This is a genomic window from Cyanobium sp. NS01, from assembly GCF_014280235.1.
GTDB lineage: Bacteria > Cyanobacteriota > Cyanobacteriia > PCC-6307 > Cyanobiaceae > NIES-981.
Map to the genome: position 1 here is coordinate 1,116,121 of NZ_CP047940.1, position 23,325 is coordinate 1,139,445.

Annotated in this window: 23 protein-coding genes and 1 tRNA gene; 10 read left to right on the forward strand and 14 right to left on the reverse strand. The window is 68.2% G+C overall.

Annotation, left to right across the window (positions count from 1 at the left end):
- Positions 1 to 1,054: 1,054 nt before the first annotated feature.
- From CyaNS01_RS05785 to CyaNS01_RS05815, 7 genes are all read right to left on the reverse strand, one after another.
- Positions 1,055 to 1,348, reverse strand: coding sequence for a hypothetical protein (locus tag CyaNS01_RS05785; protein WP_186699577.1), 294 nt, complete (start codon positions 1,346 to 1,348; stop codon positions 1,055 to 1,057).
- Positions 1,349 to 2,417: 1,069 nt separating this feature from the next.
- Positions 2,418 to 2,681 (reverse strand): hypothetical protein, encoded by a 264-nt coding sequence (locus CyaNS01_RS05790; protein ID WP_186700905.1) that lies wholly within the window; start codon positions 2,679 to 2,681, stop codon positions 2,418 to 2,420.
- Between the two features lie 232 nt (positions 2,682 to 2,913).
- Complete coding sequence (locus CyaNS01_RS05795) at positions 2,914 to 3,354, reverse strand: hypothetical protein (RefSeq protein WP_186699578.1); 441 nt, start codon at positions 3,352 to 3,354, stop codon at positions 2,914 to 2,916.
- 50 nt (positions 3,355 to 3,404) lie between these two features.
- Positions 3,405 to 3,635 (reverse strand): ferredoxin family protein, encoded by a 231-nt coding sequence (locus CyaNS01_RS05800; RefSeq protein ID WP_186699579.1) that lies wholly within the window; start codon positions 3,633 to 3,635, stop codon positions 3,405 to 3,407.
- A 26-nt stretch (positions 3,636 to 3,661) separates the two neighbouring features.
- Entirely contained in the window at positions 3,662 to 4,852 is a 1,191-nt protein-coding gene (locus tag CyaNS01_RS05805; protein ID WP_186699580.1) for an ATP phosphoribosyltransferase regulatory subunit, read from the reverse strand.
- Positions 4,853 to 4,882: 30 nt separating this feature from the next.
- Positions 4,883 to 5,806, reverse strand: coding sequence for an inositol monophosphatase family protein (locus tag CyaNS01_RS05810; RefSeq protein ID WP_186699582.1), 924 nt, complete (start codon positions 5,804 to 5,806; stop codon positions 4,883 to 4,885).
- Positions 5,803 to 6,171, reverse strand: coding sequence for a 2Fe-2S iron-sulfur cluster binding domain-containing protein (locus tag CyaNS01_RS05815; protein WP_186699584.1), 369 nt, complete (start codon positions 6,169 to 6,171; stop codon positions 5,803 to 5,805). Before CyaNS01_RS05815 ends, CyaNS01_RS05810 begins: the two co-directional genes overlap by 4 nt.
- Before the next feature lie 38 nt (positions 6,172 to 6,209).
- Between CyaNS01_RS05815 and CyaNS01_RS05820 the strand changes: the two genes are divergently transcribed.
- A tRNA-Ser gene (locus tag CyaNS01_RS05820) sits at positions 6,210 to 6,296 on the forward strand.
- Between the two features lie 52 nt (positions 6,297 to 6,348).
- Here the strand turns inward: CyaNS01_RS05820 and pstB are convergent.
- The 3 genes from pstB to pstC are packed head-to-tail and all read right to left on the reverse strand — an operon-like array spanning position 6,349 to position 9,110.
- Positions 6,349 to 7,152, reverse strand: a complete 804-nt coding sequence (pstB, locus tag CyaNS01_RS05825) for a phosphate ABC transporter ATP-binding protein PstB (RefSeq protein ID WP_186700350.1) — start codon at positions 7,150 to 7,152, stop codon at positions 6,349 to 6,351.
- Positions 7,153 to 7,210: 58 nt separating this feature from the next.
- A complete protein-coding gene (pstA, locus tag CyaNS01_RS05830) occupies positions 7,211 to 8,134 on the reverse strand; it encodes a phosphate ABC transporter permease PstA (RefSeq protein WP_186699586.1) in 924 nt (307 codons plus the stop codon).
- A gap of 10 nt (positions 8,135 to 8,144) precedes the next feature.
- The gene (pstC, locus tag CyaNS01_RS05835; protein WP_186699587.1) at positions 8,145 to 9,110 is read right to left on the reverse strand and encodes a phosphate ABC transporter permease subunit PstC; all 966 of its coding nucleotides are present in this window, start codon (positions 9,108 to 9,110) and stop codon (positions 8,145 to 8,147) included.
- A 148-nt stretch (positions 9,111 to 9,258) separates the two neighbouring features.
- Between pstC and dnaK the strand changes: the two genes are divergently transcribed.
- From dnaK to murQ, 4 genes are read left to right on the forward strand one after another with little or no spacing between them, the layout of a single operon-like run.
- Positions 9,259 to 11,685 (forward strand): molecular chaperone DnaK, encoded by a 2,427-nt coding sequence (gene dnaK / locus CyaNS01_RS05840; RefSeq protein WP_186699588.1) that lies wholly within the window; start codon positions 9,259 to 9,261, stop codon positions 11,683 to 11,685.
- Positions 11,686 to 11,696: 11 nt separating this feature from the next.
- Positions 11,697 to 12,749, forward strand: a complete 1,053-nt coding sequence (locus tag CyaNS01_RS05845; protein ID WP_186700352.1) for a DnaJ C-terminal domain-containing protein — start codon at positions 11,697 to 11,699, stop codon at positions 12,747 to 12,749.
- Between the two features lie 39 nt (positions 12,750 to 12,788).
- The gene (locus CyaNS01_RS05850; protein WP_186699589.1) at positions 12,789 to 13,262 is read left to right on the forward strand and encodes a DUF3110 domain-containing protein; all 474 of its coding nucleotides are present in this window, start codon (positions 12,789 to 12,791) and stop codon (positions 13,260 to 13,262) included.
- Positions 13,259 to 14,194 carry an N-acetylmuramic acid 6-phosphate etherase gene (gene murQ / locus CyaNS01_RS05855; protein ID WP_186699590.1) on the forward strand — a complete coding sequence of 312 codons (936 nt, stop codon included), beginning with the start codon at positions 13,259 to 13,261 and terminating at the stop codon, positions 14,192 to 14,194. The genes CyaNS01_RS05850 and murQ overlap by 4 nt, the downstream gene beginning before the upstream one ends.
- Positions 14,195 to 14,219: 25 nt before the next feature.
- On the opposite strand, the gene mtnP is transcribed toward murQ, so the two are convergent.
- Complete coding sequence (gene mtnP / locus CyaNS01_RS05860; RefSeq protein WP_186699591.1) at positions 14,220 to 15,176, reverse strand: S-methyl-5'-thioadenosine phosphorylase; 957 nt, start codon at positions 15,174 to 15,176, stop codon at positions 14,220 to 14,222.
- 96 nt (positions 15,177 to 15,272) lie between these two features.
- On the opposite strand from mtnP, the gene CyaNS01_RS05865 reads away from it, so the two are divergent.
- On the forward strand, positions 15,273 to 15,713 hold the full coding sequence (locus tag CyaNS01_RS05865; protein ID WP_186699592.1) for a peptidylprolyl isomerase: 441 nt from the start codon (positions 15,273 to 15,275) through the stop codon (positions 15,711 to 15,713).
- Between the two features lie 39 nt (positions 15,714 to 15,752).
- Here the strand turns inward: CyaNS01_RS05865 and ribBA are convergent, their stop codons facing one another.
- Positions 15,753 to 17,453, reverse strand: a complete 1,701-nt coding sequence (ribBA, locus tag CyaNS01_RS05870; protein ID WP_370561680.1) for a bifunctional 3,4-dihydroxy-2-butanone-4-phosphate synthase/GTP cyclohydrolase II — start codon at positions 17,451 to 17,453, stop codon at positions 15,753 to 15,755.
- Positions 17,454 to 17,530: 77 nt separating this feature from the next.
- Here ribBA and argC point away from each other — a divergent pair, with 77 nt between their 5' ends.
- Entirely contained in the window at positions 17,531 to 18,595 is a 1,065-nt protein-coding gene (argC, locus tag CyaNS01_RS05875; protein WP_186699593.1) for an N-acetyl-gamma-glutamyl-phosphate reductase, read from the forward strand.
- Here the strand turns inward: argC and purN are convergent.
- Positions 18,592 to 19,296 carry a phosphoribosylglycinamide formyltransferase gene (purN, locus tag CyaNS01_RS05880; protein ID WP_186699594.1) on the reverse strand — a complete coding sequence of 235 codons (705 nt, stop codon included), beginning with the start codon at positions 19,294 to 19,296 and terminating at the stop codon, positions 18,592 to 18,594. The genes argC and purN overlap by 4 nt on opposite strands.
- Here purN and CyaNS01_RS05885 point away from each other — a divergent pair.
- Genes CyaNS01_RS05885 through CyaNS01_RS05895 form a run of 3 tightly spaced genes read left to right on the forward strand, consistent with a single transcriptional unit; the run spans position 19,280 to position 22,295 of the window.
- Positions 19,280 to 19,624, forward strand: a complete 345-nt coding sequence (locus CyaNS01_RS05885; protein ID WP_186699595.1) for a DUF1257 domain-containing protein — start codon at positions 19,280 to 19,282, stop codon at positions 19,622 to 19,624. The genes purN and CyaNS01_RS05885 overlap by 17 nt on opposite strands.
- A gap of 8 nt (positions 19,625 to 19,632) precedes the next feature.
- Complete coding sequence (locus CyaNS01_RS05890) at positions 19,633 to 21,390, forward strand: M61 family metallopeptidase (protein ID WP_186699596.1); 1,758 nt, start codon at positions 19,633 to 19,635, stop codon at positions 21,388 to 21,390.
- Complete coding sequence (locus tag CyaNS01_RS05895) at positions 21,387 to 22,295, forward strand: N-acetylmuramoyl-L-alanine amidase (RefSeq protein ID WP_225875839.1); 909 nt, start codon at positions 21,387 to 21,389, stop codon at positions 22,293 to 22,295. The genes CyaNS01_RS05890 and CyaNS01_RS05895 overlap by 4 nt, the downstream gene beginning before the upstream one ends.
- Before the next feature lie 18 nt (positions 22,296 to 22,313).
- Here CyaNS01_RS05895 and CyaNS01_RS05900 read toward each other — a convergent pair whose 3' ends face one another.
- Positions 22,314 to 23,123 (reverse strand): helicase DnaB, encoded by an 810-nt coding sequence (locus tag CyaNS01_RS05900; protein ID WP_225875840.1) that lies wholly within the window; start codon positions 23,121 to 23,123, stop codon positions 22,314 to 22,316.
- Positions 23,124 to 23,325 lie beyond the last annotated feature (202 nt).

Genomic DNA, 23,325 nt, shown 5'->3' on the forward strand with positions numbered 1-23,325 from the left:
CCTGGGTTCCAGGATCAGCCGGCGGGGTGAACGCTTGCTGGGTCGTCTCTGGCCAGTCGAACCAACGGGTGCCCCAAGGGGCAGGAAGGCAGCGTGAGACCAGCCCAGATCGGCGGCACGGAAGACGGCGTAAGGGGAGGCGATCGTCATTCTTCATGACGCGTAGTACGCACGTACTAGCGATGAATCGGGTGACTGTCAACGGCCATGCGTGCGGCACATGGCATCGCCATGCCCCGGCTGAGCCGGGAGGGCGAGCGGCGATACGCAAAACTGATAGACCGCAGACTGGTGGTCGGGGCTCGCTGGGCCGGTCAATATCTGCTGATTTATCTGTTCGTGGCAGCGAAAGTGTGTTGACAGTTCCGAAGCACATTTGTTAGGGGAGCGTTAGGCCCCAATGCATGAGGATTTCATGCTGATGCAATTATTCAAGGTGTAACCTGCAATGCCTTCAGATCCACCGTGATCGATCGTCACGAAGAGTAAACCGTGGTGACAATCACTCACGAAGTGCTCAGTCCTGGTTGAACTAGATTGAGGTGATGAGAGTGTGATGATTAGCCTAAGAAGGAGATGGATTCAAAGCCAATCACGGTCATGGTGACTCCTCCTTGGCTGAAGCGTGTTCTCCTTCCATTTTGGGATCGTGTGTAATCACTGGCAGTGCCAGGAAGAGAGAGTCTGTCTCTACCGCTCTGGCCATTCAACGTGATATCTCCGAAGCCAAAAACTCTGTCATTGTCACCGCCAAGAAGCAAGGTGCCACCGCCTCCGAAGCCTCCAACGCGCGCGTCAACCCTGTCGCGGCCACCACGCGTGTTGAGCTTGCCAGCTAAAAAGATGCCAAAACCCCGCTTGCCAGCCGAGCCTGTCTCACCAGCCTGGCCTTGTGCGCCGAAGGAGCCAAAAAAACCACGAGGGCCAGAGGATCCTGATGACCTCCTAATGAACAAGGTTCCACTCAACCCACCCTGGCCCCCGCTACCACCAAAACCGCGATCGCCTCGGGATCCACCTGAGCCACTGAATCCTGCTGCACCCTGGTTGCCACCTAATCCGCCTCTGCCGATGATTCTGTCTGACTTGTTGCCGAGTTTGAGGCGACGGCCTTGGAAAATGATCCCGTTCCCGCCGTCCCCACCATCTCCGCCATCTCCACCATCTCCGCCCGCACCACCATTGCCACCCCGACCTCCTCTGCCACCGTTACCTCCAACACCTCCAAGGGAGAAAGAAGTAGGAAAGGCGTTGCCTCCTGCACCTCCTGCACCTCCTCTTCCGCCACCCTGGCCTCTACCACCAAAGCCTCCAGATCCTCCATCTTGGCCAGCGCCACCGTTTCCACCAGTGCCTCTGATGACAAATCTGGAACGGGCCTTCCTCAATTGACGCCGTGCGATCGTCAGCCCGAAGGCTCCATTACCACCCGAGTCTCCATTTGTTCCGTCCCCACCATTCCCACCAGATTGTCCGGTGAATCCAGTGCCGCCGGTGCCTCCATTCTTGCCGCTTGGAGAGACTATTAGTACCCCATTATCTCCTCTAAAACCCGTGAAGCCGCTAGATGCCCTTGAAAAGATTTGAAAGGAAAAACCTCGTGACCCATTGGTGCCTGCGTTTGCGCCGTCGGCTCCAGACTGGCCGGTATTGTTGAAACGCGGCATAGACCCCAGGAAAGCACTATCGATACCTTCCTATCTGATCTCAGGCTGTTCTGAATGCTAAACGGAGTTTTAGTAGGATTTCTTATCATTTTTATTGGGCTGAGGGGGCAGGCTGCCACAAGGACTAGAGTCGCTTGAAGGACTAGGTGCAGGCCTCCTAACAGTGCTGAACTGCCGTCGTTACCAGTCCCTGCGGAAAGCAATGGGGCCGCCTGTGACGCCGGTGGCAGCGCTGCTACCTTCCCTGCAGCAGCCCATGCCCAACTGAGGTTCTGCCGCCAGTGAACTGGTAATGCAGGCTGCTGCAATTCCTGGTTGTTGATTGCCATGGGCCTTCCGCTGGCCGCATCTGCCAGGGTGTCAGCTACCCAGGGACAGGCCCCCTACAATGGGTTGTTGGAGTTCATCTTCTATCCCCGGACGTTCAGCCCGAGGCCTAGGTAGATTTGCAGCACTGGGATCAGGCAATCACGATGCTCATGGACAAGTTCCCCGCCGCTTCGCCTCTCTGATCACCCCTACCCGATCAGGTCACAGGCCTCGGGATTGAGCCCACGCAAAGGGACTCGGCCCTTGCTTGCAGCACAGGCCCGAGGGCAAACGGGTGTCGATCAGGATGCATGTGGGCAGGGGTTGCCGCTGAGGCGTCAGCCTGGACACAACAAGGCCAAGGACTTCTGGCCAGCAGTGGTTGACAGATCACCCTGGATCAGCCAGTGCCCGTCAGCCCTTCGCCTGGCGACGGTGCCATCAATCAGTGAGCACGTCCTCCCCTGGTTTCGTATCTCTTTCAACCTTGCCTCTGTTGGCAGCCGCAATGTCGCTGTCAACCTCCGCCGCCGGAGGCAGGTTGCGCTCCACCTGCACGAACAGCAGCCAGGCCAGGCCGCCGCTGACGCCGGTGCCCCAGTCGCCCCGCACCGCGGCGACGATGGCAATGGTGCTGGCCACGATGCGCAGGGCACGGATCCCGAAGCGGCCGATTCGATCGAGGGACTGCTGATTGAAGACCACAGGTGTCCGAGCCGACTGGGGAGCCAGTCTGCTGCTGACCTGCCGGCCCCATTCAGAACTTGCGCAGCTCCCGGCGCAGTGGTGGCGGCGCCCCCGCCGGCTCCTGGCGCAAGGGCTCCGAGCCCGGCAGCAGCGCCGAGGCCAGCACCGCCAGCACCAGCCAGGTGCTCAACCACGACCAGAAGCGTCTGACGCCTGGACGACTCACCCAGCCTGTCCCTGGCGACGCCCCCTACTCACAGCCCTTCACGGAAATCCGATAGCTGAAGCCCAGGGAGCCTGGGTGGTTGCTGGAGCCCACACGGAAGTTCATCAGCCGGCTGCGCCGGCCCGGCACGGCCTTGAAGGGGCCGAACTCGCGGCCCTCGCCTGGATTGAACGTGGGCGTTTCATTGATCACCTGCAGGTTGGCCCCATCGGTGAACACCATGAAACCCGCAATCGGGAACAGGGCCCGCTCCGTGGAGGCGGAGGTGAAGAAGAAGCGGTAGCTCTTGTAGTCGCGATCCACAACGAAATCGGTGTTCCAGTTGGTGCGGCCCAGGGCCCGGTCAGGACCGATCTGTTTGGCCACCACCGGATCGCCGCCCCCGCCCAGGGGCACCAGGAACCTGCAGCTGGCCTGGGCCGGGCTGAGCCCCGCCACAGCCGTGATCGAGAGGGTGGAGAGCATCGCAAGGCTCCCGCCAATCCAGGACATAAAAAGGATTCGGAGCCTGAAACCTACTGGAAGCCGCCCTGCTGCAACCCCGGCTTCTCCTCGGGCAGGATGGCGCCGTTGACGGGACACACCTGCAGGCAGATGCCGCAGTCGATGCAGGTGTCGAAGTCGATCCAGTAGAAGCCGGTGCCCTTGCTGTTGGCGCTCTTGCCGGGGTGGATGCAGGCCACCGGACAGGCATCGACGCAATCGGCCACCCCTTCACAGACGTTGGTGACGATTGTGTGGGCCATCAGGACAGGCGTGACTGCGGCGGATCCTAGGGAGCCAGCCAGTGCAGTTTGGAGCAGGCCCGCTCGCGGGCGACCGCCTCAGCGGCGGCGTGGCTGCTGAATGGACTCGGCAGCAGTTCGGCCCTGATGGCGCTGCGGTGCAGGGCTTCGAGGCTGTCGAGGGCCTGGGCCAGCTGCTGCGGGGCGCCATAGGCCACCAGCTCGGGGCCGCTGCCGGGCTCGCTCAAGGCGCTGCTGCCCGCCCCCGTGGCCAGCAGCTCGCGCACGGCCTCCACATGGAAGGCGAAGCCCACGCCTGCGGCGGCCTGGCCCTCGCCGCTGAAGCGCCCCACCAGGGCGTCGTAGCGGCCGCCACCGGCGATCGCCACCGGGGCGTCGGGTCCCTGGCACACCAGCTTCAGCACCAGCCCGTCGTAGAGAGCGAAGTGGGGCTGGTAGGTGGGATCGAGCTGCACCTCCACCCCGAGCCGCTGCGCCGCCGGGGTGACCACCGCCAGGGTGTGGCTGAGCTCTTCGAGCAAGGGGATCGGACCCAGCCACTGCTCCAGTTGATACAGCACCTGGGAGGCCTCGCCCCGCAGCCGCATCAGGGCGCTGAGCCGCTGACGATCGGTGCCCTGCAGCTGGAGCTGCTCCAGGGCGATCGGATCGAAGCTGGTGAGGGCGGCGCGGGCGGCTGCCCGCTGGGCGGCGGGCAGTTGTTGCAGCAGGGCGCCGAGCACGCCGTGATGCCCCACCAGCAGCCTCGGACTGTGCTCCAGGCGCAGACCGAGGTTGCCGGCTGCCGCCAGCAGCAGCCGGGTGAGTTCGGCATCGGCTGCCGCCGACGCTTCTCCCAGCAGCTCCACGCCGCTCTGCAGCTGCTCGTGGATGCGCTGCAGGCCGGAATCGCCCACGCTGCTGCGGAAGGTGCTGCCCTCGGTCCAGAGGCGCAGGGGCCTGGGGCGCTCGGCCATGCGGGTGCCGGCGGCCCGGGCGATCGAGGCGGTGAACTCAGGCCGCAGCCCGAGCGGCTCGTCGGCGGCGAGGCGCACCAACTCGCGGCCATCGATGCCCCCGCCGGCGGCCAGGGTGTCGAGCCGCTCGAAGCCGGGCGGCGCCACTTCCTGGTAGCCCCACAGCCGGTAGATCGCCGCCAGATCGGCACAGATGCGTCGGTTGCGCTCCACCTGGCGCGGGTTGAGATCCCGGGCGCCGGCGGCGGGTTGCAGGGCCATGGAGGCAGGCGGTTGGAACGCCGCCCGATCCTATGGAGCGGCCTGGGCGGCGGCCCCATCCAGCTCCGGAGCTCCGAAGCTGGCGCCGGTCAGGGGCCGACAGGCGGCCAGGCCCTCGATCAGGGCTGGCTGCAGGGCTGGAGCACAGGCGATCAGCCGGCCCTGCTCCAGCACCAGGGGCCCGCCGCCATAGCTGCTCACCCGCCCGCCGGCCTGCTCCACCAGCACCACGCCGGCGGCCAGGTCCCAGGGGGAGAGGCCCCGTTCCCAGTAGCCATCCAGGCGGCCGGCGGCCACGAAGGCCAGGTCCACCGCGGCGGCCCCGCCGCGTCTCACCCCATGGGTGCGGTGGGTGAAGTGGGCGAACTCGGCGTAGTTGTTGTCGAGCCGCTGGAAGCGGTCGTAGGCGAAGCCGGTCACTAGCAGGGCGTCCTGGAGGCGCGCGCAGTCGCTCACCTGCAGCCGCTGACTGGAGCCCAGGCGCTGGTCGTCGCACCAGCTGCCCAGGCCCGGCGCGGCCCAGTAGAGCTCCTGCAGAGCCGGCACCGCCAGGGCGCCGAGCAGGGGTGTGCCCTGCCAGCACAGCCCCACTGAAGTGCCGAAGAACGGATAACCATGCGCGAAGTTGGTGGTGCCGTCGAGGGGGTCGACGCACCACTCGAAGCAGCCCTGGCCACTGCGGCGGCCGCTCTCCTCGGCCAGCACCCCGAACTCAGGCGTTTCCCGCTGCAGCAGGGCCAGCACGGCGGCCTCGGCGGCCAGGTCCGCCTCCGTGACCAGATCGCCACAGCGACCCTTTTCCCGCACCTGGCGCACGCGGCCGTACTTCTCGCTCAACAGGGCGCCCCCGGCCTCGGCAGCCCGCCGGGCCACCGCCACCAGGTTGTCCCGCTCGGAGGGCGTCAGGCCCGACTCGACCAGGGCCCGATCGGAGGCCGCTGCGGGGCCGCTCATTCCTCCTCCAGGGGCAGGCCGGGGCTCACCTGACCGCGGCCGAAGTGGCGGCCGAACTGGAGGTCGTAGACCTCATCCTCATCCTGGGTTTCCACCTCCAGGGGGCCGATGGCCCGGGCCACGCAGAGCAGGCCGTAGCCGCGCTCGCGCAGTTCGCGCGACAGGCCCAGGGCTTCGCGGTGGTCGATCTGGCCGTTGAGCACCCGCACGGCACAGGCGGTGCAGCAGCCGTTGCGGCAGCTGAATGGCAGCGGATCACCCTGCTCCTCAAAACTGCGCAGGATGTAGGCCCCCTCCGGCACCTGATGGCGGATGGTGCGTCCGCTCTGGCGCCAGTGGACGGTGATCGGGTAGGTCGTGGTCATGCTGCTACATTGCCACCTGAGTGCCCCATTTAGCCGCTGGAGAGGTGGCCGAGTGGTCGAAGGCGCAGCACTGGAAATGCTGTATAGGGGCAACTCTATCGAGGGTTCGAATCCCTCCCTCTCCGCTTCCCCGCCAGCCTTTGTGCTGGCTTTTTCATGCTCGCCAAAAGGCTGGCTTCAGCCGAAGCGGCCGGTGACGTAGTCCTGCGTGGATTGCTGGGCTGGATTGTTGAAGATCTTTTCGGTTTCGCTGAACTCCACCAGATAGCCCACCTTGCCGGAGCCACCTGAAACCGCCTCGGCGTTGTAGAAGGCGGTGAGGTCTGCCACCCGCACGGCCTGCTGCATGTTGTGGGTCACGATCACGATCGTGAAACTGCGCTTGAGCTCATGCATCGTCTCCTCGATCTTGAGGGTTGAGATCGGGTCAAGGGCGGAGCAGGGTTCATCCATCAGGATCACTTCCGGCTCGGTGGCGATGGCCCGGGCGATGCAGAGGCGCTGTTGCTGGCCGCCGGAGAGGGCCAGACCACTCTCTTTCAATTTGTCCTTGCACTCATCCCATACCGCTGCCTTGCGCAGGGAGCGCTCCACCAGTTCATCCATGTCGCCCCGGTAGCCGTTGATGCGGGCTCCAAAGGCGATGTTTTCGTAGATCGTCTTGGGAAAGGGGTTGGGTTTCTGGAACACCATGCCGATGCGCCGACGCACCTCCACCGCATCCACGTTGGGGGCGTAGATGTCATGTCCGTCGAACACCACGCGGCCCTTGAGGTGGCAGCCGGGGATCAGGTCGTTCATGCGGTTGAGGGCCCGCAGCACCGTGGATTTGCCGCAGCCGGAAGGGCCGATGAAGGCCGTCACCTTGCCGCGTGGAATGTCCATGTAGACGTTCTTCACCGCCTCGAAGCTGCCGTAGGAGATGGTCACGTTCTCCAGGGCCAGGCAGGTGTCGGGAGCGGAGGCCGGAGTGTGGGACATGCTGATCGTGCTGGCGGTGGTCATGGTGTTGGAGGTGCAGGGAAGAACCAGGTGGCGCTCAGGCGCGAGAGAAACTGGCGATCCAGCGGGCCAGCAGATTGGCCACGAGAATCATCATCACCAGCACGAAGGAGGCCGCCCAGGCCAGTTCGTTCTGGGCCTCGTAGGGCATGATCGCGAAGTTGAAGATCAATACCGACATGGTGGCAATCGGGTTGAACACCCCCTCCGGCCAGAAGGGTGAAAACAGAGCCGTGAAGATCAGCGGGGCGGTTTCCCCGGCGGCCCGGGCAATGCCGAGCACCACGCCTGTGGCGATGGGCGTGAACGCCGCCGGCAGGGTGATGCGCATCACCGTCACAAATTTGGAGGCCCCCACGCCGTAGGCCCCCCAGCGCAGTTCCTGGGGCACGAGTTTGAGGCCCTCATCGGTGGTTTTGATCACCGTGGGCAACATCAGGGTGGCCAGGGCGATGCCACCGGCCATGGCGCTGTAGCTCTGATCAAAGAAGATGCGGGTGGCCACCACGATGCCGTAGACGAACACGCCGCAGATGATCGAGGGCACGCCGGCCAGCACGTCGTTGCCGAAGCTCACGAACTTGGCAAACCAGCCTCTCTGGGAATATTCCGTGAGGTATATGCCACCGCCAACACCGATCGGCACCGCGATCAGGGAGGCGATCAGGGTCACCAGCATGGTGCCCAGGATGGCATTGCCGATGCCGCCGCCGTCCAGGCCAGGAGGGGGCGGCAGCTCGGTGAACATGCTGAAGCTGATCAGCCGGCCGCCCTGCAGGAGCACGTAGAGGATCACCAGGAACAGGGGGAGCACCGCCGTCAAGGCAAACAATCCGGCGATGCCGGTGCACAGCCGGTTGATCCTGTTGCGCTTCAGGGAGCGATCGAAAGTGAGAGGCCGCCTCGCAAAAAGGCTCTCTGTGAGCTCGCGTTCGTCGCGGGCGGTGGAGATGGTCGCCATGGGTGGGAATTCAGTAGCGGAGGCTGAGACGACGCACCAGCCACTGGGCTAACACGTTGACGAGGAAGGTGAGCACCATCAGCACCAGGGCCGCATACATCAGAGCCGACACCTGGATGCCGCTCGCCTCCCCGAACTGGTTGGCAAGCATCGCCGCAATCGTGTTGCCCGGAGCCAGCAGCGAAAAGCTGAAGTTGAGGGCATTGCCGATGATCATGGTCACGGCCATGGTTTCCCCCATGGCGCGGCCCAGGGCAAGCATCACCCCGCCGGTGATGGCCGAGACGGCCGCCGGCAGGATCACGCTGGTGATGGCCCCCCAGCGGGTGGTGCCTACCCCGTAGGCCCCCTGGCGCAGTTCCACCGGCACCTGGTTGAGGGCATCGCGGGAGATCGCGGTGATGATCGGCAGGATCATCACCACCAGGATCAGGATCGCTGGGGCCATGCCTGGCCCGCGCGGCACGGTGTCGAACAACGGAGACCAGCCCAGCAGGCCGTGGAGGAGATTCAGGGCCGGCCGGATGGCCGGCTCCATCACGAAGATGGCCCAGAGGCCCAGCACCACCGAGGGGATGGCGGCCAGGAGCTCCACCATCAGACCCACGGCGTTGCGCACGAACGTCGGCACCAGGTCTTCGGTGATGAAGATCGCCGTGCCCACGCCGAGGGGAACGGCGATCAGCAGGGCCAGCAGCGAGCTCACCAGCGTGCCGTAGATGGCGATCAGGGCGCCGTACTGATCGTTGACCGGATCCCAGGCCGAGGTGGTGAGGAAACGCAGTCCGAAGGCCTGGATGGCGTCCTGGGAGCCCCGCAGCACCACGATGAAGATGCCCAGCAGGGCAATGGCCACCACCGAGGCCAGGCAGAGGGTGAGCTGGCGGAAACCGATGTCCACCAGCTTGTCTGAGGGGGGTCGGCGGCGCAGCGTGAAGGCGTCGTCGCTGGCTATGGGGGGCACGGCTGCGGTCATGGCGATCCGGGCGCGCTGTGGTCAGTCCACGGGCGGTCCGGTCCCCAGGAATGTACGAAGCGCTCCCTGCCGGTGCATTAAGTCGTGATTAACGCCGGCCAGCCCGGTAGTTTTGGGGCGCCACAGGGGTGACGGGGCCGCGCAGTTCATGGGTCGCATCGTCGGCATCGACCTCGGGACCACCAATTCGGTGGTGGCGGTGCTGGAGGGCGGCCGTCCGGCGGTGATCGCCAGCGCCGAGGGCAGCCGCACCACCCCCTCGGTGGTGGGCTTCAACCGCGACCAGGAGCTGCTGGTGGGGCAGCTGGCGCGGCGGCAGCTGGTGCTCAATCCCCGCAACACCTTTGCCAACCTCAAGCGCTACGTGGGGCGCCGCTGGGACGAGCTCGAGGAATCGAGCCTGGGCGTGCCCTACACGATCCGCGCCAACGACCAGGGCAACGTGCGGGTGGTGTGCCCCGCCACCGAGCGCGAGTACGCGCCGGAAGAACTGGTGGCCAGCGTCCTGCGCAAGCTGGTGGACGATGCCGCCACCTACCTCGGTGAGCCGGTGGAGGCGGCCGTGATCACCGTGCCCGCCTACTTCAATGACGCCCAGCGCCAGGCCACCCGCGACGCCGGCCGCCTGGCGGGCATCAGCGTGGAGCGGATCCTGAACGAGCCCACGGCGGCGGCGCTGGCCTACGGCTTCGATCGCTCCGCCGTGAAGCGGGTGCTGGTGTTCGACCTCGGCGGCGGCACCTTCGACGTGTCGGTGCTGCGGATCGCCCAGGGGGTGTTCGATGTGAAGGCCACCAGCGGTGACACCCAGCTGGGCGGTAACGACTGGGACCGCCGCATCGTGGACTGGCTGGCCGATGGCTTCCAGCAGGAGCACGGCCTCGACCTGCGCCGTGACCGCCAGGCCCTGCAACGCCTCACCGAGGCGGCGGAGAAGGCCAAGATGGAGCTCAGTGGGGTCCAGAGCACGCCCATCTCGCTCCCCTTCATCGCTACGGGCTCCGACGGCCCGCTGCACATTGAAACCAGCCTGGAGCGCCGCCGTTTCGAGGCCCTCTGCCCCGATCTGCTGGATCGGCTGCTGCGCCCGGTGCAGCGCGCCCTGCGCGATTCCAGCCTGGCCGCCGATGAGATCGACGACGTGGTGCTGGTCGGGGGCTCCACCCGCATGCCGATGGTGCAGGAGATGGTGCGCACCCTGGTGCCGCGGGAGCCCTGTCAGTCGGTGAATCCCGATGAGGTGGTGGCGATCGGCGCCGCGGTGCAGGCCGGCATCCTCACCGGTGAGCTGCGCGACCTGATGCTCAACGACGTGACGCCCCTCGGTCTGGGTCTGGAGACGATCGGCGGCGCCATGAAGGTGCTGATCCCACGCAACACGTCGATCCCGGTGCGCAAGAGCGACCTGTTCAGCACCTCGGAGGCGAACCAGAACTCCGTGGAGATCCACGTGCTGCAGGGGGAGCGGCAGATGGCCGCCGACAACAAGAGTCTCGGCCGCTTCCGCCTCTCCGGCATCCCGCCGGCTCCCCGCGGAGTGCCCCAGGTGCAGGTGTCGTTCGACATTGACGCCAACGGCCTGCTGCAGGTGTCTGCCACTGACCGCACCACGGGCCGCCAGCAGAGCGTGAGCATCCAGGGAGGCTCCAACCTCAGCGAGGAGGAGATCGCCCGGCTGCTGCAGGAGGCTGAGGAGAAGGCGGCGGAGGACAGGCGCAAGCGCTCCGCACTCGACCGCCGCAACAAGGCCCTCACCCTGATCGCCCAGGCGGAGCGGCGGCTGCGGGATGCCTCTGTGGAACTGGGCCCCTACGGTGCCGAGCGCCAGCAGCGGGCTGTGGAGCTGGCTCTGCGCGACGTGCAGGACCTGATGGCCCTGGAGCAGAGCGGCAGCAGCGATGTCGGGGAGCTGGAGCTGGCTGTCAGCCAACTGCAGGAGGCCGTGTACGCCCTGAACCGGCGCCTGCTCAGCGAGCGTCGCAGTGAGCAGGGTCCGCTGCAGGGCCTCAAGAACACCCTGGGCTCGCTCAAGGATGAGCTGTTTGCCGACGATGACGACTGGGATGACTGGAGTCGGCCGGGCAGTGACCCCTGGGCCATGCCCGCCGGCCGTTCCCGTGGTGGTTACGACAACCTGGGCTCGCCAGGCCGCAATCAACGCGATCGGGGCTACGGCTACAGCGAACCCGGCTACGACGACCGCAGCTACACCGACCGCAGCTATGCCGAGCCCGGTTACGGCGACCGCAGCTCTGCCGCCAGCGGCTATGGAGATCGGGGCTACGGCCGTGGTGAGCAGCCAATGGGCTACTCAGGCTCTGATCAGCTTGACCTGGACGACCAGAGGGCCGACGTCCAGAGGGATGACGACCGCTGGGATGAGGATCGCTGGGATGGTGCCAGGGGTGGTGCCAGGGGTGGTCGGTCAGACGATCCAGACCTCGATCTGAACCGGCCCCGCTCGCGTCCTGCCCAGCCAGCGGACCCCACCGGCCGGGGCTCCTTCCAGGGCGCCTCCCGCCAGGGAAGGCCTGTCTCCCGGGTGCCCGATGACGATCCCTGGGCTGACGGCTGACTCCTGTGGCAGTGCGTTCCTCGGCCCCATCGGACTACTGGGCGGTGCTCGGCCTTGACCCGGGTGCCGATCTCCCCAGCCTGAAGCGAGCCTTCCGCGCCCAGGCCAGGCGTTTTCACCCCGATCTCAACGGCAACGACCCCAGCGCCGAGGAGAGCTTCAAGCTGGTCAACGAGGCCTATGCGGTGCTCTCCGACCCCCGCCGCCGAGCGGCCTGGGAGCGAGGCGAAGACTCCGGAACGGCGGTGCCCACGGATCCCTTCGCCAGCGGCTTTCCGCGTTTCGAAACTTACCTCGAGGCGCTCTTCGGGCAGCGGCAGCGCTCTCGCTCCACTCCGTTCGATGACGGGGCATCGGGTGTTGACGCCACGTCGTCGGAACCCTTCGAGGAGGAGCCATTTGCGGAGGATGGCTTCGATGCCCACAGCGGCAGAGGCGATGCCGACGGCAGCGCTGACCCGGCGAGTGACTGGGGAGGGCCGGGCGGCTCCGTGACGCCTTCGCCAGCCCCGCCGCCTCCGGTGCAGGCCAGCACGGATGCCGAGAGCACGGTGGTCCTCAGCCCCGAGCAGGCGCTGCACGGGGAGCGGGTGGAGCTGGAGTTGCCCGACGGCACCGCCGTGGAAGTGTGGACACCGGCCATGGCGGGCGATGGCTGGCGGCTGCGCCTGGAGGGCGTCGCCCCCGGCGGTGGGGATCACTTTCTGCAGCTGCGGGTGCGCACGGAGGAGGGGTTGCGCATCGATGGCCTGCGGGTGCAGTACAGCCTTGATCTCACTCCCGCCGAAGCGGCCCTGGGCTGTGTGGTGGTGGTGCCCACCCTGCGCGGCCCGGTAAAACTCACGGTGCCGCCCTGCTCGTCCAGTGGTCGGTTGCTGCGCTTGCGGGGCCGGGGAATGGAGCGGGGCGACCAGCGGGGCGACCAGCTGGTGGAGGTGCGCATCGTGCTGCCGGATCAACTGGCCGATGCGGAAGAGGCCCTCTATGGCCGCCTCCAGGAGCTGGCCGACCAGGCTGCCGAGGAGCCCGCTCAGGAGGCTTCCCAGGAATCAGGCGGGCGATGAGAGAGTGGAGCTCCTGCGCCCCTCCTCCCAGCTCCTCCCATGCCGGTGCACGTGTTGCTCTTCGATCCCGGAACCGATCAGGAGGGGATCCATTCCCTCGAGATCAACGGCCGCACGGTGGTGCTGCTGTTCGAGGCCCGCGATGACGCCGAGCGCTATGCGGGTCTGCTGGAAGCCCAGGACTTCCCCGTGCCCTGTGTGGAGGCCCTCGAGCGACCTGAGATGGAGCAGTTCTGCCAGGAATCGGGTTATGAGGCCCGCTTCGTGCCCGTGGGCTTCCTGCCCCAGAGCCCGGAGGACCGGCTGCTGATCGCGCCGCCGGAGCGCAACATGGACGTGACCACCTGGCAGGAGCAGACCGCCGCCGCCGGCGCCGTGGCCGCCTCGGAGGCCCCCCAAGCCTCCGGCCAGCAAGGTGCTGATCCTGCCGTTGAGCAGACCCCGGCCGAACCGATCAGCAGCGGCGATCCCGAGCTTGAGGCCTTTCGGCGCCAGCTGGAGGGCCTGCTGTGAGTCCGGCCGCCGCCACGGGGGCCGATCGGGGCCATCTGCTCACCGAACAGGCCAATCCCCTCAGCGCCAGCCTTGATCAGCTCCCCACCGCCGAGCTCGTGGAGCTGTTCATCCACAACGACCTCGAACCCCAGCGGGCGGTGGCCGCCGCCGCCGCTGCCCTCAGCAGCGCCATCGAGGCGATCACCGCCCGGTTGCGGGCCGGGGGGCGTCTCTTCTACCTGGGTGCCGGCACGTCCGGACGGCTGGGGGTGCTGGATGCGGCGGAGTGCCCGCCCACCTTCTGCAGCCCGCCGGAGCTGGTGCAGGGGGTGCTGGCAGGCGGCGCGCCGGCCCTGCTGCGCAGCTCCGAGGGGCTGGAAGACCTGGAAGACGCGGGCCGCAGCGATCTGCAGGCCCTGGGCTTCGGGCCCGGCGACTGCCTGGTGGGAATTGCGGCCGGGGGCACCACCCCCTATGTGCTCGGCGGCCTGGCCCATGCTTCGGCCATCGGCGCCCTGGCCATCGCCATGGCCTGCGTGCCCGCCGACCAGGTGCCGATGCCCTGCAGCATCGACATCCGCCTGCTCACCGGCCCCGAGCTGCTGGCGGGCTCCACCCGCCTCAAGGCGGGCACGGCCACCAAGATGGCGCTCAACATCCTCTCCACCGGCGTGATGGTGCGCCTGGGCAAGGTGTACGGCAACCGCATGGTGGATGTGGCGGTGACCAACGCCAAGCTGGAGGACCGGGCCCTGCGCATCCTGCGCGACCTGGCCGGGGTGGAGCGCAGCGCAGGCATGACACTGCTGGAGCGCTCCGGCGGTTCCGTGAAACTGGCCCTGCTGATGCAGGCCGCTGGGCTGGAGGCCGCCGCTGCAGCCGAGGCCCTGGCGGCCCATGGGCCCAGCCTGCGCCGCACCCTCGCTGCCCTGGGAGCCACGTTGGGCTGAGCAGACCCTGCAGCGGCCGGGGCGATCAGCCGCTGAACGGCCCCCAGTAGGGGCTGGTGAACAGGTCCACGCGGCGGCGCGTTTCGGCGGGAACCTGCTCGGCCGGCGTCATCAGGGCATGACGCAGGGCCTGGTGAAAGCTGCTGCTGGGTCGCAGCTCGCCCACCCGCTCGGCCGCCAGCCGCACGATCTGCTGGGCCAGGGCGGCATTGGAGCGCAGGTTGTCGATCACCAGCTCCACCGTCACCGAGGCGTGCTCCTGGTGCCAGCAGTCGTAGTCGGTCACCATCGCCAGGGTGGCGTAGGCCATCTCGGCCTCGCGGGCCAGGCGGGCCTCGGTGTGGTTGGTCATGCCGATCACGCCGCAGCCCCAGCTGCGGTAGAGCTCGGACTCGGCCCGGGTGGAGAAGGCAGGCCCCTCCATGCACAGGTAGGTGCCGCCGCGGTGCATGTGGCGGCCCGGCGGCATCAGGCTGTCGCCCACATCGGCCAGCAGGCGGCTGAGGGCGCCACAGAAGGGATCGGCCGCGGTCACATGGGCCACCACTCCCTCGCCGAAGAAGGTGAGGGGGCGCTGGTGGGTGCGGTCGATGAACTGATCGGGCACCATCATGTCGAGGGGCCGGAACTGCTCCTGCAGGGATCCCACCGCCGACACCGACAGGATCCAGCGCACGCCCAGCGAGCGCAGGGCCCAGAGGTTGGCCCGGTAGGGCACCTCGCTCGGCGTGAAGCTGTGGTGGCGGCCATGGCGGGCCAGGAACACCACCTCCAGGTCGTTGATGCGCCCAAGCCGCAGGCTGTCGGAGGTGGGGCCGAAGGGCGTCTCGACGCTGATCTCGCGCATGTCCTCCAGCCCGTCCATGGCGTAGAGGCCGCTGCCCCCCAGCACGCCGAGGCGGGCACGGCGCAGATCGGGAGCGGCGCTGGTGGGGGCCTGCTCGGCAGGGGCGGGGGTGGTGGTGATGGGGGGTGTTGGCATCGGGGGCTTCGGGTGGGAGCCGCGCTCTGGCGGGCGGCGCAAACCGGCCCCATTGTCGTGCCGGCCCCATACAGTCGTGTTTTCAGCCATTCCCCCATGACCAAAGCCCTGATGGAGACGGATGCCGGCAGCATCGAGCTCGAGCTCTTCGATGCCGACGCCCCGAACACCGTGGCCAACTTCACCAAGCTGGCCAAGGAGGGCTTTTACGACGGCCTCGCCTTCCACCGCGTGATCCCGGGCTTCATGGCCCAGGGTGGATGCCCCAACAGCCGTGATGGTGCCCCCGGCATGGCCGGCACCGGCGGCCCCGGCTACCACATCGACTGCGAGATCAACGGCCAGAAGCACAAGTCGGGCACCCTGGCCATGGCCCATGCCGGCAAGAACACCGGCGGCTCGCAGTTCTACATCTGCCATGAGGCCCAGCCCCACCTCGACGGCGTGCACACGGTGTTCGGCCACACCACCAACATGGATGTGGTGCAGGCCCTCAAGAACGGCAGCAAGATCAACAAGCTGACCATTCAGGACTGAGCTTGCCGCGCGACCGATCCGCTGCGGTCGCTGCCGGGCTCAGCGCCAGACCAGAAAGGCCTCGGCCTGCAGCGGCAGCCCCGCCACACCGCCCCCCTGGAGCTCCGCCAGGGGGCGGTGCTGGCATTGCAGCTGGGCGCTGGGATGGGCCGTGCGCTGGGCATCGGGGGTGAGCAGCAGCGCCACGCTTTCGGTGTGGGGCCAGGCGGCCAGCCGGCGTAGAAGGTCGCTGATGCCCTGCTCCCGCAGGCCGTCTGCCCCCCTCCCTGAACTGAGCAGCAGAGCCAGGCCGGGCTGGTTCAGCAGGGCCAGCAGGCGGGGGTGCTCCTCGCGCCCCAGCAGCAGCCCCTGCTCCAGGGCCCAGGCCTGCAGATGGTCCAGCCGCTCCGACCGGGCGGCGTCCGGTCGTCCGCCTGACTCGTCGGCGACGCCACTCCAGGCCAGTACGGCGGTGAGCCCCAGGGGGCAGCTCGGCCCGTCTCCCATCAGGTGGCCGAGCTTGGAGCGCTTCACGGCCAGGTAGGCGGCGTTGTGGGTGCCGGGATCCATCACCAGGGGCACCCGGTCCACCACCTCCAGCCCATAGCCGCCCAGGCCGGCGATCTTGCGGGGGTTGTTGGTGATCAGCCGCAGCCGCTGCACACCCAGGTCGCTGAGGATCTGGGCGCCGACGCCGTAGTTGCGCAGGTCGGCGGGGAAGCCCAGCCGCTCGTTGGCCTCCACCGTGTCCAGGCCCGTGTCCTGAAGCGAGTAGGCCTTGAGCTTGTTGATCAGGCCGATGCCCCGGCCCTCCTGGCGCAGGTACACCACCACCCCTTCGCCGGCCTCCTCCAGCATCCGCAGGGCTGCCTCCAACTGGGGCCGGCAGTCACAGCGCAGGGAGCCGAAGGCATCGCCGGTGAGGCATTCGCTGTGCACCCGCACCAGCACGGGCGCGCTGGCCTGCTCGGGATGGCCCTTGACGATGGCCACATGCTCGCTGCCATCGAGCTCATTGCGGTAGCCGATCGCTCTGAACTCCCCGAAGCTGCTGGGCAGGGCGGCCTCGGCCTGACGGCGCACGAAGCGCTCCGTGTCGAGGCGGTAGCCGATCAGATCGGCGATGTTGATCAGGCGCAGACCATGGCGGCGGGCGTAGGCGGCCAGCTGGGGCAGCCGCGCCATCGAGCCATCGGCATTCTGGATTTCGCAGATCACTCCGGCGGGGTAGAGGCCGGCCAGCCGGGCCAGGTCGACGGCGGCTTCGGTGTGGCCCGCCCGCTTGAGCACGCCCCCCTGGCGCGCCCGCAGCGGAAAGATGTGGCCCGGCCGGCGCAGGTCGCTGGGGCGGCTGCCGGGATGGATGGCCACCTGGATGGTGCGGGCCCGGTCATCGGCCGAGATGCCAGTGCTCACCCCGTTCTCCGGGCCGGCATCGACGCTCACGGTGAAGGCCGTCTGGTTCTCGTCGGTGTTGCGATCCACCATCAGGGGCAGATCGAGGGCATCGAGGCGCTCGCCCTCCATGGCCAGGCAGATCAGGCCCCGCGCCTCGGTGGCCATGAAGTTGATCTGCTCGGGGGTGGCGAACTGGGCGGCGCAGATCAGGTCGCCTTCGTTTTCGCGGTTTTCGTCGTCCACCACCACGATCGACTCACCGTTGCGGATCGCGGCGAGGGCATCGGCGATGGCATCGAAGCGGATGGCACCGGTCACGGTCGCCTCGGAGCTGGCGACGGATGGGTTGCTCAGGGCGGTCAACGGGGGCGGTCGGACCCAGGGGCCCGGTGCAATCATCCTTTATAAAGCCCGCACCACCTCTCCATCGGGGCTCCGCCATGGCCAGAAAGCGCGTCGCGGTGATCGGTGCCAGCGGCTATGGTGGCCTCCAGACCCTGCGGCTGCTGCAGGGCCATCCCGGCTTTGAGGTGAGCTTCCTGGGCGGCGAGCGCAGCAGTGGCAAACGCTGGAGCGCGATCACGCCCTTCCTGCCCCTGCCGGGCGATCCGCTGGTGCAGAGCCCTGACCCCGACGCGATCGCCGCCGCCGCCGACTTCGCCGTGCTCAGCCTGCCGAACGGCCTCGCCGCCCGGCTGGTGCCGCCGCTGCTGGAGCGCGGCGTGCGGGTGGTGGATCTCTCCGCCGACTACCGCTACCGCTCCCTGGAGGCCTGGCAGGCGGTGTACAGCGCCGAGGCCGAGGCGGTCCCCCGCACAGATGCCGACCTCTGCGCCGAAGCGGTCTACGGCCTGCCCGAGTGGGAGGGCCGCCGCCTGGCCACAGCGCGCCTGGTGGCCTCCCCCGGCTGTTTCCCCACCGCCTCCCTGCTGGGTCTGCTGCCCCTGCTCAAGCAGGGCCTGATCGAAACGAGCGGCATCGTGATCGATGCCAAGACCGGCACCAGCGGTGGCGGTCGCGCCGCCAAGGAAAACCTGCTGCTGGCTGAGGCCGCCGAGGCGATCGCCCCCTATGGCGTGGTGGGCCATCGCCACACCAGCGAGATCGAGCAGATCGCCGCTCAGGTGGCCGGCCAACCGATCCAGCTGCAGTTCACCCCCCACCTGGTGCCGATGGTGCGTGGCCTGCTGGCCACCCTCTACGCCCGCCTGCGCGACCCCGGCCTCACCGCGGAGGACTGCCGCACGGTGCTGAGCTCCGCCTACCCGAACAGCCCCTGCGTTCAGGTGCTGCCGGTGGGCACCTACCCCTCCACCAAGTGGGTGCGGCAGACCAACCGTGCCCTGCTCTCGGTGCAGGCCGACCCGCGCACGGGCCAGCTGATCGTGATGGGCGCGATCGACAACCTGGTGAAGGGCCAGGCGGGCCAGGGAGTGCAGTGCCTCAATCTGATGGCCGGCCTGGAGGCCACTGCCGGCCTGCCCCTGCTGCCCTTCTACCCCTAGCTCGCCAGTCCGAGCGCCTGGGCGGCCAGGCACACCCCGAGGGGCAGGAGGCGATGCTCCAGCGGCCTGATGCGTGCCGCCAGCTGCTCGCGGCTGTCGCCCGGCAGCACCGGCACCGCCGCCTGCACCAGGATCCTGCCCGCATCCACCGTCTCACTCACCAGGTGCACGGTGCAGCCGCTCAGGGTGACCCCCGCCGCCAGGGCCTGGCCGACGGCATCGAGGCCGCGGAAGCTGGGCAGCAGGGAGGGATGAAGGTTCACCAACCGCTGCGGAAAGGCATTGATCAACGAGGGCGTGACGATCCGCATCCAGCCGGCCATCACCACCAGATCCACCCGGGCCTGATCGAAGGCTGCGATCAGGGCGGCATCGAGGGCGGCGCGGCTGGGCTGCAGCCGGTGATCGAGCAGCTGGCAGGGAACCCCCAGCCGCTCGGCCCGCTGCTGGGCACCGCAGCCCGGGTTGTTCACCACCAGCAGCACCACCTCGGCCTGCAGGGCCGGAGGCGGGCGGCGGGTGGCCTCCACCAGGGCCTCGAAATTGCTGCCTGCCCCGGAGGCCATCACGCCGAGGCGCAACGGCCGGTCCCCCTGGCCGCCACCGACAGCGGCCTGGGGTGGCAACGGCCACTGGATGCTGGGCCAGTGATCGCTAGGGTCAGACAAAGCGGGCCTCGGCTCCATGTCCCATCTCTCCATCCTGCCCACCCAGTTCCGCGACGTTGAGGGACTGGCCGCCAGCCTTGAGGCCCTCGGGCTCACCCCCAGCTACGGCGGGGTGCTGCGGGGCTTCGCCGATGAGCGCCAGTCCGTGGCGCTGCAGGTGAGGGTGGAGGCGGATCTGTGCCTGGGCTGGCGCCGCCAGCCCGACAACTCCCTCGCTCTGGTGGGCGATCTGCAGCGCCTCAGCCGCAGCCGCTCCCTGCAGGGGCTGTTGGGTCGGCTCACCCGCGCCTACGCCGCCCGGATGGCCCTCAGGGACGCTGCGCTCCACTTCAGCGATGCCCAGGTGAGCGTCAGCACCTGAACCAGCCTGTGTCGTCGCCTGCCCCAGCCTGCCCTCGCTTTCAGCTCGATCTCAGTCAGCCCAGCAGCCACCTGGTGGGGGTGAGGCTGCAGCACACGCCCCGGCGCCCGCAGCTGCGCTTCGCGCTGCCGGCCTGGACGCCCGGCTCCTACCTGATTCGCGACTACGTGCGGCAGCTGGAGGGTCTGGAGCTGCACCAGGGGGGGCAGGCCCTGCCTCTGCGCCGCGTCGGCACCAGCCAGTGGCAGGTGGCGCTGCCCAGTCTGGAACCGGTGGAGATCCGCTACCGGATCCTGGCCACCGAGCTCACGGTGCGCACCTGCCACCTCGACGGCGATCACGGCTTTCTGGCCCTGGCCGCCGTGGTGCTCGAGCTGGAGGGGGAGCGCTGGAGCCCCCAGACCCTGGAGCTGCGGCTGCCGCCGCAGTGGCAGGCCTTTGTTCCCCTGCCTGAGGACCCCTCCGGCGGCTGGCGGGCCACCAGCTTCGATCAGCTGGTGGACACGCCGGTGGAGGTGGGGCCTCACCGCTGTCACCAGTTCAGCGTGGCCGGGGTCCCCCATCGCTGGGTGAGCTGGGGCCGCACTCTTTCAGGGGAGGATCTGCCCTCGCCGGCCCCCCGCTGGCTGGGGGATGTTGAACGGGTGTGTCTGGCCTGCTGCCGCCTGATGGGGGTGGAGCGGCCTGCCGCCGCTGCCTATCTGTTCGTGCTTCATCTGAACGCGAATGGCTATGGCGGCCTTGAGCACGACAGCAGCACGGTGCTGCAGTTCGGCCGGCGCCGCCTGGCGCAGCCTGCGGGGCGCCGCAAGCTGCTGCAGCTGGTGGCCCACGAATACCTGCACCAGTGGAACGTGCGGCGGCTGCGGCCGGCCGAGCTCAGTCCCTACGACTACGGCCAGGCTGTGGTGATCCCCACGCTCTGGTTTGCCGAGGGCATCACCAGCTACGTGGACCAGCTCCTGCCCCACAGCGCCGGGCTGTGCAGCGCCGCTGAGGTGCTCGACGATCTCGGCGCCGATCTCAGCCGCTATCTGCTCACCCCGGGCCGGGCCGTGCAGAGCCTGCGTCAGAGCGGCGAGGAGGCCTGGGTGAAGCTCTACCGCGCTGACGCTGATGCCCCCAACAATCAGATCAGCTACTACCTCAAGGGGGCGGTGCTGGCCCTGGCGCTCGACCTGCACCTGCGCCGCGTCGGCAGTGGGCTGCCGGTGGTGCTGCGCCAGCTCTGGCGCCGGCTCGGCTGCGTGGGCCGGGGCTACCGCGAAACCGATCTGCTGGAGGCCTTCGCCGCCCAGGCCCCGGATCTGCAGGCCCTGCTGCCGGCGTGGCTGGAGGGGTTGGAGGATCCCCCCCTGGCCGCCTATCTGGCCGATGTGGGACTCAGCCTCCAGCCCCGCAGCCAGAGTGGCGCCTGGGTGGGGTGGCGGCTGAAGAGTGGCACAGGGGGCTTGACGTTGCAGCGCGTTGTGCGGGACTCTCCTGCCCAGCAGGCTGGACTGATGGTGGGCGATGAATTGCTGGCCCTGCACGGGTGGCGCCTCCATCAACCAGACGACGTGGCCCAGCTGCTGCAGCCCGAGGCTGCCCTGAGCACGGCTGAAGCCGGCATCCCGCTGCTCTATGCCCGCGATGGCCAGGTGAAAACCACCCTGTTGAGACCAGCCTCCCCCGCCATTGAGGCCTGGGACCTCAAGCCAGACGCCGAGGCGGACGCGGCCAGCCTGGACCGCCGCCATCGCTGGCTGTCCCTGGAGCTGCCGTGAACCTGCGCCAGCGTCCTTACATGGTGGCCGGCGTCGCGGCCTCGGGTGTGCTTCTTCTCGCCGGCATCGGCTGGCTCGCAGCCACCCTGGGCGGCGCCTCGGCTGGAGACCCCAGCCAGGCCACCCTGATGGAACTGCTGGAGGAGGTGCGCTCGCCCCCCATGGCGCCCCGGGCGGGCCGGCGCAATGCCCCCGCTCCCCCCGCTCCCAGCGACTGGACTTCGCCCCTGGCGGGCGGCACCTGTGCGGGCTCGGGTTCAGCCGATTCACCGCGGCTGCGGGCCCAGCTCGAACGCCTGCGCACCGCACCCCTGCGGCTCAGGATCGACCCCAGCAACTACGGCACCCGCTTCAACCGCGATGCCTTCGGCAACCCCCTCGATCCCACCCCCCGGGTGGTGATTCTCCATGAAACGGTCTTCGGCATCGGCTCGGCGATCAACACCTTCCTCACCCCCCATCCCCGCGACGAAGACCAGGTGAGCTACCACGCCGTGATCGGCCTGGATGGCAAGACGGTGCTGCTGCTCGACCCCAGCTCCCGTGCCTTCGGGGCGGGCAACTCCGCCTTCCGAGGCCAGTGGGTGGTGACCAATCCCGACTTCAACGGCTCGGTGAACAACTTCGCCCTGCATGTGAGCCTGGAAACTCCCCTCGATGGCGAGGACACCGGCCCCAGCCACAGCGGCTACACGCCGGCGCAATACGACGCCCTGGCGGTGCTGCTGGCCGACTGGATGGAGCGTTTCCCCATTTCCCCTGACCACATCACCACCCACCAGGCGGTGGATCTGGGCGGCGAGCGGATGGATCCCCGCAGCTTCGACTGGCAGGCCCTGAAGACGAGGCTTTCAGCTCTGCAGGCCTTCTGCGACCGCCCCGCCACCACCACGGCCCTCAACTGACCTGAGCCGCAGCTGAATTCAGATCAGGGGCGAGAGGGCCGGCCGGCGTTGGCCGTAGAGCAGGGCGTGCAGTTCCGGATCCTGCATCGAGCGCAGGATGCGGCGGTGATAGTCGAGCTTGCCGTTGTGCAGGTAGGCGAGGGTGGCCAGGGCCTTGGCCTCACGGGGACTGGCACTGGCCTGGAGCACGCGGTCGGTGGGGAAGTCCAGATCGTGGCTGAGGCGGGCGAACTTGCCCACGAGCAGGCGCACGTTCTGTTCTGGATCGAGCAACTGACGACGCGCCTCCATCACCTGCTCGTCGGAGGCGTCGGCCTCCAGGAGCCCCTGGTGCACCATCTCGCCGAGGCCCAGCTGAGCGGGCCCATGGGTGCTGAACAGGCCGGAGTGGGCCGCCAGGGGCAGATCTTCCCCTGGCTTGGCGTGGCGCATCTCATCGAACAACACGGCCGTCACCAGCATCGGGTTGATGTGGTGGCGGGCCGACTCGCTCAGAATCACCGGCCGCAGTTCCTCCAGCCTCCCCAGGGCATGGCTGCGCAGGGGCTCGAACTGGTCGATGCCCTCGGTGAACAGCTGGGCCAGGCGGGGCTGGGGGCCATGCACACCGAAACGGCGCTGCAGCTCCTGCAGCTCACTGGCCGAAAACTGCAGCGGATCGGCCTGGGTGCCGCCATCGGGCGTGTTGACGCTGCCGCTCAGGCCCGGATCGATCAGCAGCGGCGACTGGGGCTCCAAGCGCCCCGCCGGACTGAGCAGGGCCAAGCCGAGGGCCGCCAGCACGCCGAACCGCCGCCTCAGCCGCACCCCTCCCCCGAGGGGCCTCATTGCCGGCAGGGCGCAATCGATCACAGCCCAGCACGGCGGCGACACGACTGCCCTGCAGGGCGCAGTTCGGGCGTGAGAGGCAGGGGCACAGGCAACACAACAAAGCCAAAGTTCATCTTAAGAAGCCTGTCCAGCCTTTGATCCCGGAGCCGAACGGTCCTGTGGCCGGCACTTGATACAGGGGCCCGCCGGGATCAGCCCT